Below are 13,178 nucleotides of genomic sequence, written 5' to 3' on the forward strand. Positions count from 1 at the left end.
AAACTACTCCCGGTTTTCAGGCAGCCGGACCAGGCGCAACCACGCTGCGCCAAGATACAGGGCACCGAGCACTACCAATGCGCCAACAGCGACGGCCGTCCGCTCGAGCGAATGAGTCCATAACCAATCGTCATCCGCAGCAGCCACCAATGTGGTCAAATCGATGGACTGTGCCCCCATGGCGAATCCCCATCTTGTGGGTGAGAACCAGGCGAGCTGTTCCAGCCCGGCCCGGCCCGTGACCGGGATCAACCCGCCCGCCAGCACTAGCTGAGCCATGGCGGTGATCACCAGGAACGGCATAACCTGTTCGGCTGACTGCACCCATGCGGACATGGCCAGACCCAAGTACGCGCAAACACAAGCTGTTAGCGCTATGGCAACGAAGATCTCCACACCTGGCAGCCCCCACAACAAGTAATGTTCTGGGGCCGGTTTGCCGGCCAGCACAATAACCGTCATGACCAAGGCTTGAAGCAGGGAGATAGCGGTATAAACCACGGCCTTAGCGAGCAGATACGGCCCTGGTCTGAGCCCCACGGCCTTTTCCCGCCGGAAAATCTCCCGCTCCGTGACCAGGTCCTTGGCAGAAAGTGCCATGCCCATGAAGGCGGCACCAAACACCAACACCACCAACAACTGGTTGGGCTCTCCTGGATCCTCAAGATCTGGGACGCCAAAGCCCTGGCTGCCCGGGACCACCAGGGCCAGGACCCCCAGCACCAGTGGCAGCAGGCTCAAAAAGGCGAAGTAGCCCTTATCTGCCCACAGCAGCCGCAGCTGCCGAGCCATGATGGCCCGGAACTGCCGTCCTCTGGAGCTGGCGCCTGCAGTCTTGGCCGTTGTCCCGAACCCGGACGCGGCAACACCACGAGGCCTGTCATTGCCGTTTCCGGAACGGGCAGCTAATCGTGGTGTGCTGGCCCGGAACCGGGCATAAAGTTCCTGCGGCCAGTCAGATGCCTGCTTGAATACGCCAGCCCAATTGGCGGCTTGAAAATCCGAGAGGATGCTCCCTGGCCGACCAAAATAGGCTGTGACTCCGCCCTTGGCCAACAGCAACACCTTGTCGCAGACATCCAGATTGGCCACATTGTGCGTCACCACAACCACCACGCGCCCGGCATTCGCCAGCAACCGCAAGGTATCCATGACTTGTTTGTCCATGGCCGGATCCAGCCCTGAAGTTGGCTCGTCCAAAATCAGCAGGGCCGGTTCGGTCAGCAGCTCCATCGCTACGGAGGCGCGTTTACGCTGCCCGCCGGAAAGCTTGCTGACCTTGGTGTCGGCTTGTTCCTGCAGGTCCAGCTGGTCCAGCACCCGGGAGATCTGCGCCTGGCGTTCAGCCCTGCTGGTATCGGCAGGCAGCCTCAGCCTGGACGAGTATTCCAGGGCGGCACGGATAGTCAGGGACTTGTGGAGAATGTCATCCTGCGGCACAAATCCGATGCGGGTGCGCAGCGCGGCATGGTTTTCCACAATGTCCTGGTGGTCAAAGTACACCGAGCCCGACGACGGCGCCTTGGCCCCGGTCAGCACGTTCATCAGGGTGGACTTTCCCGCTCCGGAAGGCCCAATAACGGCCACCAGCTGCCCGTGCCGGGCTTCGAATTCCACATCACTGAGAAGTGCCTTGTTGCCTCGCCCGTCCTTGACGGTGAAACCCACCGCTTCGAGCCGCAGGCCTTGCTCGTCCTGCACCGGGAACAGCGCAACGGCAGCACCATCCCACCCAATTTCGAGGTCGGTGTTGCCCACGGTGAGCCTGTCACCCTGCCATACTTCTGCCGCACCCAGCACCCGTATGCCGTTGACAAAGGTGCCGTTCAGGCTTGCCAGATCCGTAATAACAAGGCGGTTCGGGGAAACATGCAGCTCAGCATGATTCCGCGAGGCCAACACATCGCCAACCACCACCGCATTTTCCAGACCGCGGCCCACCCCTAGGGCGTATTCGGGCCCACGCGGCAAGGAATATCCGGTCTTGGACGGCAGTAAAGTTGCGGCTTGCTCGGGAAGGTGCGGCAACAGTTTAAGGGAAGGGGCGCCGCCGTCCGGGTCGCCCAGGAAAATCAGGGTTTCGCGGTCAATCCTGCCCTGAGACACCCGCTGTCCACCCAGCCACAGGCCACCGGCACTGTTTTCATCCTGAAGCCACCAGCCCCCGTCGGGCCCTTCAATAAAGGAAAGGGACGCGTGAATGCGTGAAACATCGGGGCTGGACACCAGGATGTCAGCATCGGCGCCACGCCCAATAACCGTTTGCCGCCCCGGAAGGAGGTTCCAGGACCGCAGCCCGATCGTCACGTGCAGAACGGTTCCAGCAGCTGCCGTCACGGAGCGGGGCTCTCGACGGGAACCTTGCCGGGGATGCCCTGCAGCTTGGCATCGCCCAGGGCCAGCTCCGTGCTGCCTGAGTAGTCGTCCTTGGCGCAGGTGGTTTCCTGCCATTGGATCTTCATGCGCAGCACGCCACTCATGTCAGCCGTCACCGCAAAGGGCTTGCCGTAGGTGATGGTTTGGGTGGAAACCTGGCGGCCGTCGGCAAAAACCTCCAGCAGCACCACGGCGGCGCTGTCGCTGGCATCGTCAACAATGCCGGCGGTTGCCGTAAATGACTCGTAGTTCCGGCCCAGGTTGTACTCTACGGTTGCTCCGGAAGAGCCGGAGCAGAGCCGCGACGCGACTGCGTGGGGGTAGCTCTGACCGGAAATCAGGACGGCTCCGGAATCACTCCACCCGCCGGCCACGGGCTTCAGATCGTCAAGGTAGGAGATGACAGCGGAGCGCGCCACCGTCAGCTCAACTTCGGAGGGGGTGAACCAGCCGGCCTCCGGAATCTGGGACAGCACCGTGCCGTCGGGAACCGAGGTGTCGTACTTGTCCACAATCAGAGTGGTGACTCGTTCGCCTTCAGCCGTGGTGAGCGTGGCGATCGCCTGCTGCGCCTCGGACACGGTCTTGCCGGTGTAGTCGGGCAGATCATCTAGAGCCGGGGTAGCTTCGCCGCTAGCTTCGGCGCTCACTTCCGGGGTTACGTCCTGGGTTGCTTCCGGGGCATTATCTGCACTCGGAGCAGCAGTGGATGGGTCCGCGGGCAGGACCTTGGCCTCGTTACTTCCTTTGTCGGCACCCAGCAGGTTCACGGCCACCAGGGAGCCGCCGCCTAGCAGAAGCACGGCAAGTAAGGACAGTAGGAGGGTCCACTTGCCCTTACCTGACTTTTTGCCTGCTGCAGAGGGTTCCGGGCTGCGCGGCGCGGAGAAGGCGACAGCCGGAGGGGCGGGCGGGAACGACATACTCTGCTGGGGTCCGGAAGTGTTCATCCCGGCTTGTGGCAGGGACGTTAGATCGTCGGTACCGCCAGTGGGGATACCAAGAGGGAAGGCCACGGCCTGAGTGGCCTGGGTTTCGAGACTCGGGAGCGGGGCTGGCGGCTCCGTCAGCCGGGGCGCGGGCGGGTAGCTCTGTAACGACGGTGCCAAGGCATCCAGGATGGTGGCCACTTGACGGGCGCTGGGCGGGCGCTGGGCGGGATTTTTGGCCAGCAGCCAGCTGATCAAATCCCACAGTTCATCGGGGATGCCCGCCGGCCGGCCCGGGCTGACGGAGCTGTGCCGCCGCAGCACAGCCATGACCGATCCGCCAGCGAAGGGGGTGATCCCGGAAGCCAGCTCATACAGCACTATGCCCAATGCATACAGGTCAGAGGCGGCGGTGATGGTACCGCCCTCGCTGGCTTCAGGAGCAATATACTGCGGCGTCCCCACCAGCATGGTGCTGCGGGCACGTTCGGCATCAACAAGGGAGGAGACACCAAAATCGGTGACCTTGGGCACCAGAACACCATCAATCGTGGAAATCAGGATGTTCTCGGGCTTGATGTCCCGGTGAATGATGTTGGCTTCATGGACTATGGCGAGTCCATTGGCGATCCCGGCACCGATATGACAAACCTGGGCAGGTGTCAGCGTTCCGTACCGGTTCAGGTGCGCCCGCAGGTCGGCACCCTCCACGAGTTCCATGGCGATGGCCAGCGTCTGCCCTTCAACCACAAGATCCACAACCCTCACCAGGTTGGGTCCACTGACCGACAGCAGGATGCTGCGTTCCTGAACAAAACGGGCGACTACTTGGGGGTCCCCTGCCATGTCAGGGTGCAGCAGCTTAAAGGCAAGCTCTTTGCCGGCATCGTCATGGCCGCGAAAAACCTCGCCCATGGCGCCGCGCCCTATGCTCTCCTGCAGAATGTACTTGCTACCCAGCTGCCGTGCCAATAGGAACTCCCCCAAGTGTGAATTCTTTGGCATGCCCATAAGGCGAAGGCCTGAACCTCACGCGCACTCCAAAACGAAAGACTTTATAGCGGAATCCAAGAAGAGGTCCGCAGCGCCGGACGAGCCAGCTTTCTTATCATAGGCGACTGGGAACTTTCACTGACCCAATGCAGCGACTGCTAGCTGCCGAAAAGTTGCTCCTAATCGAACCAAGGGTCCAGTCCGTACAGCGGGAAAACGGATTTCCGAGTCGCCATGACTGTCCGATCCAGCGCATCGGAGGGGTTGTAGCCCACTTCCCAGGAGCGCCACCAGGTATCCGCGTCCTCGCCCATCAGCAGCGGTGCCACCATGCCGTATTTTTCCGCCACATACGCCCGCCACGTCTCCGGCACAGGTGTGCGCAGCGGCACCGGCCGCCCGGCCACGATTGCCATGAGGTGACTCCACACTCGCGGCACCACGGAGACAATGTTGTAGCCGCCGCCGCCTGTCGCGATCCAGCGCCCCCCGCACACCTTGTCAGCGAGTGCCGCAATGCTCAGCGCCGCCTCCCTTTGCCCGTCCACGGAGGTGTTCAGGTGGGTCAGCTCGTCGTCGCGGTGCGAGTCACAGCCGTGCTGGCTGACAATAACCTCTGGTGCGAAGGCTTCCACCAATTGAGGCACGACGGCGTGGAAGGCCCTGAGCCAACCGGCATCTGAGGTGCCAGCTGGCAAAGAGACGTTGACAGCGGAGCCTGTTGCGTTGGGCCCACCAATGTCGTTGGCGAACCCGGTTCCGGGGAAAAGCGTCAGCCCTGTTTCGTGCAGGGAGATGGTCAGTACCCGGGGGTCGTCCCAAAAGATGCGTTCGGTGCCGTCGCCGTGGTGCGCGTCAATGTCAATGTAAGCCACCTTGGAAACACCAGAATCCAGCAGCTTCTGGATGGACAGGGCGGTGTCGTTGTAGATGCAGAAGCCGCTGGCCTTGCCGGCAAAGGCGTGGTGCATGCCGCCGCCAAAGTTGACAGCCCGCGGCACCGCGCCACTGATGAGGGCGTTTGCCGCCACCAGCGAGCCGCCGGCGAGCCGGGCGCTGGCCTCGTGGATGCCAGCGAAGACGGGGTCGTCCTCCGTGCCGAGCCCCCGGTCGGGATCGCTGAGGGTCGGATCGTCACCCACCCGGCGCACAGCAGCGACGTAGTCGCGGGTGTGCACCGTGGCAAGCTCGTCGTCGGAGGCCACATAGGACTCCACAAGGCCCACCTGCGGCAGATCGAAGATTCCCAGCTCGCGTGCCAGTGACGATGTGAGGTCAAGGCGCTTGGGCGACATGGGATGATTGGGGCCAAAATTGTACGCAGACATGGCCGCATCGCAGACTATGCTTGTCGGGACGGCCGCTGGCCCGGAGCTGGCAAATGATGACATCCATCACAGGCTATCGAAGTTTCGGCGCAAAACGTGTATCCGTAGCTTGTTGAGTGATTGTTGGCAAGATTTTATGGCAGGAGGGGAAGCACCGCGTTGGCCGTTAAAACCGCACTTCCCCAATGGCTACCGAGCTGGCCGCTCAGAGTTGTAGTGAGTGTCCGCGACTTCGTGGACCGAGTCGCCAACAGCTCCCCCGCCAGACTTGCTTTGATCGTCTTTGCTCTGGTCATTCTCGCCTTCACCTTGACGTTGAGCCTGCCCGCGGCGGCCCGCGACGGGCAAGCCACAGCGTTCCACGATGCCCTCTTCACTGCGGTTTCGGCTGTCTGCGTGACTGGACTAACCACCGTTTCCACGGCGTTGCACTGGTCCTTTTTCGGCCAGTTGATCATCTTGATCGGCATCTTCGTAGGCGGTTTGGGCATCCTGACGCTGGCCTCTTTGATGTCCCTGATGGTGAGCAAGCGCCTGGGTGTGCGCGGCAAACTCATTGCCCAGGAGGCCATGAACGCCGGGCGCTTGGGCGAGGTAGGTACGCTGCTGCGGATCGTCATCAGCACCTCCGTGGCCATTGAAGTCCTCCTGGCCCTGGCATTGGCGCCCCGCTTCCTGATCTTGGGCGAATCCGTTCCGCAAGCCATCTGGCATGCGACGTTTTACTCCATCTCCTCCTTTAATAACGCCGGTTTCACGCCTCACTCCGACGGCGTTGTCCCCTACGAAGCGGATCTGTGGATTCTGACACCGCTCATGATTGGCGGGTTCATCGGCAGCCTCGGCTTCCCGGTACTGATGGTGCTACTGGCCACCGGTTTCCGCTTCAAGAAGTGGACCTTGCACGCCAAGCTCACCATTCAGGTCTCACTCCTGCTGCTCGTGGCAGGCACCATTTTGTGGGGTGCCATGGAATGGACCAACCCGGACACCATTGGTGGCATGAGCGTGGGAGACAAGATCACGCACTCGCTCTTTGCCTCCGTCATGACCCGATCTCTGGGTTTCAACTTGGTGGACATGAACGCCATGCACTCCCCCACCATGTTGCTCACGGATGCTTTGATGTTCGTGGGTGGCGGCTCCGCCTCCACGGCCGGCGGTATCAAGGTCACCACTCTCGCTGTCATGTTCCTGGCCATTGTGGCCGAGGCTCGTGGCGATAACGACGTGAAAATCTACGGCCGCACCATCCCCCAAGGCACCATGCGGGTGGCCATTTCCGTGATCATGATGGGCGCCACGCTCGTCATGATCGCCTGCGGATTGTTGCTCGCCATCTCGGGACAGAGCCTAGACAGGGTGCTTTTTGAAACCATCTCGGCCTTTGCCACCGTGGGACTGAGCACGGGGCTCAGTGCCGAGCTCCCGCCGTCGGGCGTCTATATCCTCAGCGCCATGATGTTCTTTGGCCGCGTCGGATCCATCACCCTTGCTGCGGCCCTGGCCCTGCGCCAACGCCGTCAGCTGTTCCACTATCCGGAAGAGAGGCCCATCATTGGCTGAGAAAATAGACTCCAGCAACCGCCCGCCACACAATGCCCCCGTGCTGGTCATTGGGCTGGGCCGCTTCGGCGCCGCCACAGCGCACCAGCTGGTTAAACAGGGCAGGGAGGTGCTCGCCATTGAGCGCGATCCCGCCCTAGTGCAGAAGTGGGCCGGCGTGCTCACCCACGTGGTCGAGGCCGACGCCACCAACATTGACGCCCTGCGCCAACTCGGGGCACAGGACTTCAGCTCCGCCGTGGTGGGTGTGGGTACCTCGATCGAATCCAGCGTGCTCATCACGGTAAACCTGGTGGATTTGGGCATCGCGCACCTGTGGGTCAAGGCGATCACGCAGTCGCACGGCAAGATCCTGACCCGCATTGGCGCCAACCACGTCATCTACCCTGAGGCCGACGCTGGTGTCCGCGCCGCGCACCTGGTGGGCGGGCGCATGCTTGACTTCATCGAATTCGACGACGATTTTGCCATCGTGAAAATGTACCCGCCGAAGGAAACTCAGGGCTTCACGCTGGAGGAATCCAAAGTGCGCTCTAAGTACGGGGTGACTGTGGTGGGCGTGAAATCTCCCGGCGAGGACTTTACGTACGCCCAGCCGCACACGCGTGTCTCCAGCCGGGACATGCTGATCGTTTCCGGCTACGTTGATCTGCTGGAACGCTTCGCCTCGCGGCCCTAACCTCACGTTTTTGGCACGGCGTGCGTCTACTGGGCAGGAGGTGTTTTTCAATGATTAGGCATTCGGTTTTTGACTCGCCGTTGGGTCCCCTGACCGCTGTGGAGAACGACGCCGGCCTGGCGGCTGTGTACATGGCGGAACATAAGCGCCGCCCGGCTTGGGAGACGTTGGGTGAGCAGGTTACGGCGTCTGCCTCGCCTGTGCTGGCTGCGACGGCTGAACAGCTGGGCGAGTATTTTTCTCATGGACGGCGGGAGTTTTCGCTGCCGCTAGCCCCGGCGGGGAGCGATTTCCAGCACCGGGTCTGGGCTGCGCTGCGGGACATCCCGTACGGTGAGCTGCGCAGCTACGGTGCCCTGGCCGCGATGCTGGGCGATCCGTCCATGGCGCAAGCTGTGGGCTCGGCAAACGGCCGCAACCCCATCAGCATCATTGTGCCCTGCCACCGCGTGGTGGGCTCCGACGGCTCACTGACGGGTTACGCAGGCGGGCTCGAGCGCAAGCAGTTTTTGCTGGAGCTGGAGAACCCGTCCCGAACCCATACTGAGGCACTTTTCTAATGCCCGCTCCCAGCGACGCTGCTGCGGTAATTCCTGAACAGATCGGCAAAGCATTACCGCCTTTCGAGGTCCTCATCACCCATCATGGCGCCGCAGTATTGCGCGTGTGCCGTGCGCTGGTCGGCCCCGTGGATGCCGACGATGTCTGGCAGGAAACATTTTTGGCAGCCTTACGCGTCTACCCGAGCACCGGAATCATCCGCAATAGGGAGGCCTGGCTGGTAACGATCGCCCACAACAAGGCAATCGACCACCACCGGAAAGCGGCACGGCTTCCGTTACCCGCCAGCGGGCCGGGAGTTGGCGAGCACGCTCTGGACGAGCACACAGTGGGCGAACACGGCGTGGACGAGCACGGCATTGGCGGGACCGGGAGCGGCGGAGGGGACGTCGTCGTCCGTTCCGTGGAGGCAGGGGAAACGGCTGCTGCCGTGTGGACGGCGCTGGCCACCCTGGCACCAATGCAGCGTGAAGCTGTTGTTTATCATCACTTAGCCGGGCTGCGATATGCCGAGGTGGCAGGGATTTTGGGCAATTCCGAAGCAGCTGCGCGCAGGGCAGCTGCGGACGGCATGAGGGCGCTCCGGGCGCTGCTGGACCATGAAAGGACGCAGAAGCAATGAATACTCTGAAGGTAGCGCGGATGCTCGCCCCTATCGCTAATGGCGAGGATGCCGCGGTAGTGAATCTGGCCGCACGGTTCACAACCGTCGCATCGGCGCAGGGTCTCGTGGATGTTGCGTATCGGGTGATTGATTCACCCGTGGGGCCACTGTTGCTGGCGGGAACCGAGGCGGGTCTGGTGCGGGTGGCGTTCGCCGTTGAGGGACACGATTCCGTGCTGGAAGCCCTCTCCGCTGCCGTCAGCCCACGGATTATGCGCGCCCCGGCACGGCTGGATGCTGCGGCCCGGGAACTCGACGAGTATTTTCACGGGCGCCGGCAACGTTTCGATCTGCCGTTGGACTTCCGGCTGGCACAAGGGTTCAGGCGTGAGGTGCTGGACCATCTGCCGGAGATTGGCTACGGGCATACGGCCAGTTATGCGGCAGTGGCGGCCATGACGTCCAGTCCCCGGGCTGTGCGCGCAGTGGGGACAGCGTGCGCGCGCAATCCGCTCCCTCTTGTGGTGCCCTGTCACCGGGTAATCCGCTCCGATGGCAGCCAAGGAGCATACTTGGGCGGCGCGGAAGCAAAATCGCTACTGCTCGCTCTGGAAACCGGTGCGAAGTAGGCCCTATTACCGCCTCACCTCACACCACCCCACGTCGAGTCAGACGGAGAGCCGTTGAGGGAGACGCTGCGCTACGTCTCCCTCAACGGCTCTCCGTCTGACTCGGCGAAAATGCCCGGCGCAGCATTCATTTCTCTCGCGGCGCCAACGAGTTCTGACACCGGTTTCCCAGCTGCTCCGACGGTCATGAGGTCGACGAACGACGAACGACGCCAGCTGCGTCACTAAATCGGCGCAACGGCAACATCCACTGCGTCGACTTTGGGTTAAGGGTTTACCAAAACAGACGGCACCCTGCGAAAAGTCAGAAGCGCGCCGTCTACTCCGGCATGGGAGCGCCTAACGCGGCGACGGTGTCCTGAGCAAGACATTGGCACAGTCGATGGCCGGCGCGAACCCTGGTTGAGATGTGAGCCGCTCAACAGCCCCTCTTGCAGCAGGGGCGTTAGTTGCTGCCCAGCTCGTCGGTGATTTGGGCGGCACGGGCTGCGGCTGCCTTTGCTCCGGCCTCGATGATGCCGGGCAGACCCAGACGATCGAAGGTGGCAATCGCCTGCTCCGTTGTGCCGTTGGGACTGGTGACGGCCCGGCGCATTTGCGTGGCATCGGCACCGGGTTCTGCCAGCATGAGGCCAGCCCCTGCCACCGTTTCACGGGCCAGGACCTGAGCGATCGCCGGTTCCATTCCAAAGCTTTCGGCCGCTGCTGCCATCGCTTCAGCCAAGTAGAAAGCATAAGCCGGACCGGAACCGCTGATGGCCGACACCGCGTTCTGCTGATCTTCGGGAATGTCGATGACCACTCCGGAACCGGCGAAGACTTCATGAGCGATGGAGAGGTGGTGCTCGTCAACACTGCTCCCACCAGAAAGGGCCACCACGCCACGGCCTACCTGCAGAGGGGTGTTGGGCATGGAACGGATGACAGCTTGCCCGGGCTTCAGCGCAGCTTCAAGCTGAGCGAGAGATACGGCTGCGGCCACGCTGATGACCACTGCTTCAGCTTCCAGCGCATCGGCAATCTCCCGGCAGAGAGCCTGGATGCCAACAGGCTTGACGCCTAAGATGACCACACCGGCACCGACCACCGCTTGCGCATTGGCGTCTGCTTCTTCATTGGACGCCAGGGCCGTGACGCCGTGACGGGTGGCTAATTCATTGGCTCGTTCGGGGCGGCGGACCGTCACCACCACGGAAACTGGCGGCACACCGGAGGCTAACATTCCGGCAAGAATCGCTTCACCCATGGAACCGCAACCGAGAAATACAATCTTATTCGTCATGCCCCCATCTTTCTTTGCCGGGGCACAGCATGCAACTGCAGATGGCCCGCAGCCCTTAATGGCAAATGCACAGCTGGCGCCCGGGCTATTCTCAACCGACGCCCGTAATCTTTTAATTACCTCATAAGGGTGCGAGTGATGATCGGATTGGTCTTGTCCTGAAGACCAATCAAATCGCCGGAGATCTCGCCAGTGATTCCCCCCATCCACTGGTGAAGAACCTCCGGCGATTTCGCATTTAACCGACAAGTGAAGGTGTCGGCAAACCGGTCAGAGGCCTACGGCGTTGTTTGCCCCAGGTGCACCCGGGCGAATTCGAGAGTTTCTGCCAGCCACTCTTCGCGTTGGCCTGCACCCTTGGCCTTGCGGGTGGAAATTTCGGCGACCACTGCGCCGTCGAACCCGTTGTTGGCAATGTGCTGGAGCACCTCAACACATTCCTGAGTGCCATGCCCAGGAATGAGGTGCTGGTCCTTGGTGGAGGGCGAAATGCCGTCGGTCAGGTGAATGTGGCGCAGGCGGGAACCCAGCGCCTTGGCGGCATCCAAGCTCGAAGCCCCGGCGGATGCGGCATGGGAAAAGTCCCAGGTGACGTCCTTGTAGTCCTGATCAACGGGATCCCAGTGCGGCAAATAGGCCAACGCCTCGCGCCCACGAACTCGCCACGGATACATGTTTTCAACGGCTATGCGGATCCCGAAGGAATCGGCAATATCACGCACACCGTGCGAAAAAGTCTCGGCGTAATCGTTTTGCCAGCGGAAGGGCGGATGCACAACCACTACATCAGCCCCCACGTCCACAGCCATCTGGGCCGAGCGCTGAATCTTGTTCCAGGCACTGCCCCACACTTGTTGAGTGAGCAAAAGCGTGGGGGCATGGATGGCCACGATGGGCTGGGCATAACGCTCAGCGAGCCGGCTCAGGGCCGCCGAATCCTGACTGTCACCATTGTGCGTGACCAGAACCTCGACGCCGTCGTACCCAAGGTCCGCGGCCACCGCAAAACCGTCATGGACCGAGAGTGGAAAGACTGACGCCGTGGACAAGGCAACCGGAATATGGCGCGCAGGACCGGGCGTAGCCTGCGAGTCTTGGGTCTGGCCATGGACAGGACTGCCGCTGTGGTCGTGGCCGGGGTTGTGCGTGCTGTGATTCGTCATCTCCGCCTACTTCGTGTCCGAATTCTTCAGCCTAGCAACATGGGCAGGAGGATCCAGCGGACCGTCAAAAACCAGCTGATCGAGGCGGCGCAAGATCAGTCCCTCGCGCAGCGCCCAAGGGCTAATCTGCAATTTGGTGGCCTTGAACATCTCCAGCGCCGTCTGGGCTACCAGAGCCCCGGCCAGCACCTGCTGGGCACGCGCAGCTGAAACTCCCGGTAGGTGCAGCCTGTCTGCCGAGGACATCGCTGAGAGTCGCTGGGACCAAAGCCCCAGATCACTCAGGTGCAGTTCGCGGCGCACATAGGGCCCCATGGACGACGGCGCTGCCCCCGTAATGCGTGCCAGCGCCCGGAAGGTTTTGGAGGACCCTGTGACGAGGTTGGGAGCGCCAAGCTCCTTGGTTGCCGCGATGGGTTCCTTCAAGGTCGCCTTGATGTACTTGCGCAGTTCCTTGATGCTCTTGGCCGTGGGCGGGTCCTCGGCAAGCCATTCGCGGGTGAGCCGGCCAGCACCCAGCGGCACGGAATGCGCTAGATCAGGAAGTTCGTTGGAGCCTTGTGAAATTTCGAAGGAGCCACCACCGATGTCCAGGTTCAAGATGGTGCCAGCACCCCAACCATGCCAGCGACGCACAGCAAAGAATGTCATGGCTGACTCTTCTTCACCCGTCAATTCAGTGAGCCGAATAGTGGTTTCGTGCTGCACCCGGTCTAGAACTTGGGCGCCGTTGGTGGACTCTCTGATGGCGGAGGTACAAAAGGCGAGGAGATCTTTGACCTTGTGCTTGGCAGCGAATTCCCAAGCCTCAAGGATGAACTCAATGAGCTCATGCTGACCTTCGTCGGTAATGTTGCCCTCTGCATCAAGGTATTTCACTAGGCTTAGCGCCCGCTTGTGAGATGCGAACGGAACAGGATTGGCACCTGGGCGCGCATCAACGAGTAGCAAGTGGACTGTATTTGACCCGATGTCGAGCACGCCTAATCTCATAGCCCCATTATTGTCCTTCTACCCACAAAACACGCCAAAGGCCGCCCGGTGGCGAAGCAACAATTGCGTTGATTC

11 protein-coding genes are annotated in these 13,178 nt (G+C 61.7%); 5 read left to right on the forward strand and 6 right to left on the reverse strand.

What is annotated here, in order from left to right:
• Positions 1-3: 3 nt before the first annotated feature.
• The 3 genes from AS189_RS01220 to AS189_RS01230 form a co-directional block, all read right to left on the reverse strand.
• Positions 4-2,337, reverse strand: coding sequence for an ATP-binding cassette domain-containing protein (locus AS189_RS01220; protein WP_062285740.1), 2,334 nt, complete (start codon positions 2,335-2,337; stop codon positions 4-6).
• Positions 2,334-4,310, reverse strand: a complete 1,977-nt coding sequence (locus AS189_RS01225) for a protein kinase domain-containing protein (protein ID WP_160320789.1) — start codon at positions 4,308-4,310, stop codon at positions 2,334-2,336. Before AS189_RS01225 ends, AS189_RS01220 begins: the two co-directional genes overlap by 4 nt.
• A 167-nt stretch (positions 4,311-4,477) precedes the next feature.
• Positions 4,478-5,626: an acetoin utilization protein AcuC gene (locus AS189_RS01230; protein ID WP_129587114.1), complete on the reverse strand. Its 1,149-nt coding sequence runs from the start codon at positions 5,624-5,626 to the stop codon at positions 4,478-4,480.
• A gap of 216 nt (positions 5,627-5,842) precedes the next feature.
• Between AS189_RS01230 and AS189_RS01235 the strand changes: the two genes are divergently transcribed.
• From AS189_RS01235 to AS189_RS01255, 5 genes are read left to right on the forward strand one after another with little or no spacing between them, the layout of a single operon-like run.
• The gene (locus tag AS189_RS01235; protein WP_237759944.1) at positions 5,843-7,192 is read left to right on the forward strand and encodes a TrkH family potassium uptake protein; all 1,350 of its coding nucleotides are present in this window, start codon (positions 5,843-5,845) and stop codon (positions 7,190-7,192) included.
• 40 nt (positions 7,193-7,232) lie between these two features.
• A complete protein-coding gene (locus AS189_RS01240; protein ID WP_062292706.1) occupies positions 7,233-7,871 on the forward strand; it encodes a potassium channel family protein in 639 nt (212 codons plus the stop codon).
• Between the two features lie 50 nt (positions 7,872-7,921).
• Positions 7,922-8,431, forward strand: coding sequence for a methylated-DNA--[protein]-cysteine S-methyltransferase (locus AS189_RS01245; protein WP_062285745.1), 510 nt, complete (start codon positions 7,922-7,924; stop codon positions 8,429-8,431).
• Positions 8,431-9,054 (forward strand): RNA polymerase sigma factor, encoded by a 624-nt coding sequence (locus tag AS189_RS01250; protein ID WP_082633941.1) that lies wholly within the window; start codon positions 8,431-8,433, stop codon positions 9,052-9,054. The genes AS189_RS01245 and AS189_RS01250 overlap by 1 nt, the downstream gene beginning before the upstream one ends.
• A complete protein-coding gene (locus AS189_RS01255) occupies positions 9,051-9,665 on the forward strand; it encodes a methylated-DNA--[protein]-cysteine S-methyltransferase (protein WP_062285746.1) in 615 nt (204 codons plus the stop codon). Before AS189_RS01250 ends, AS189_RS01255 begins: the two co-directional genes overlap by 4 nt.
• A 445-nt stretch (positions 9,666-10,110) precedes the next feature.
• Here the strand turns inward: AS189_RS01255 and proC are convergent, their stop codons facing one another.
• The 3 genes from proC to AS189_RS01270 form a co-directional block, all read right to left on the reverse strand.
• Positions 10,111-10,947: a pyrroline-5-carboxylate reductase gene (proC, locus tag AS189_RS01260; RefSeq protein WP_062285747.1), complete on the reverse strand. Its 837-nt coding sequence runs from the start codon at positions 10,945-10,947 to the stop codon at positions 10,111-10,113.
• A gap of 278 nt (positions 10,948-11,225) precedes the next feature.
• The gene (locus AS189_RS01265; RefSeq protein ID WP_082633943.1) at positions 11,226-12,110 is read right to left on the reverse strand and encodes a sugar phosphate isomerase/epimerase family protein; all 885 of its coding nucleotides are present in this window, start codon (positions 12,108-12,110) and stop codon (positions 11,226-11,228) included.
• 6 nt (positions 12,111-12,116) lie between these two features.
• Positions 12,117-13,103 carry a Ppx/GppA phosphatase family protein gene (locus AS189_RS01270; protein WP_062285748.1) on the reverse strand — a complete coding sequence of 329 codons (987 nt, stop codon included), beginning with the start codon at positions 13,101-13,103 and terminating at the stop codon, positions 12,117-12,119.
• Positions 13,104-13,178 lie beyond the last annotated feature (75 nt).

Source organism: Arthrobacter alpinus, from assembly GCF_001445575.1.
Classification (GTDB): Bacteria; Actinomycetota; Actinomycetes; order Actinomycetales; family Micrococcaceae; genus Specibacter; species Specibacter alpinus_C.

Bases quoted from the DNA above. Each gene is read 5' to 3' on its own strand.
- AS189_RS01245 (WP_062285745.1), top strand. From the start codon at position 7,922: ATGATTAGGCATTCGGTTTTTGACTCGCCGTTGGGTCCCCTGACCGCT.
- AS189_RS01225 (WP_160320789.1), bottom strand. From the start codon at position 4,310: ATGCCAAAGAATTCACACTTGGGGGAGTTCCTATTGGCACGGCAGCTG.
- proC (WP_062285747.1), bottom strand. From the start codon at position 10,947: ATGACGAATAAGATTGTATTTCTCGGTTGCGGTTCCATGGGTGAAGCG.
- AS189_RS01265 (WP_082633943.1), bottom strand. From the start codon at position 12,110: ATGACGAATCACAGCACGCACAACCCCGGCCACGACCACAGCGGCAGT.
- AS189_RS01270 (WP_062285748.1), bottom strand. From the start codon at position 13,103: ATGAGATTAGGCGTGCTCGACATCGGGTCAAATACAGTCCACTTGCTA.
- AS189_RS01230 (WP_129587114.1), bottom strand. From the start codon at position 5,626: ATGTCTGCGTACAATTTTGGCCCCAATCATCCCATGTCGCCCAAGCGC.
- AS189_RS01255 (WP_062285746.1), top strand. From the start codon at position 9,051: ATGAATACTCTGAAGGTAGCGCGGATGCTCGCCCCTATCGCTAATGGC.
- AS189_RS01250 (WP_082633941.1), top strand. From the start codon at position 8,431: ATGCCCGCTCCCAGCGACGCTGCTGCGGTAATTCCTGAACAGATCGGC.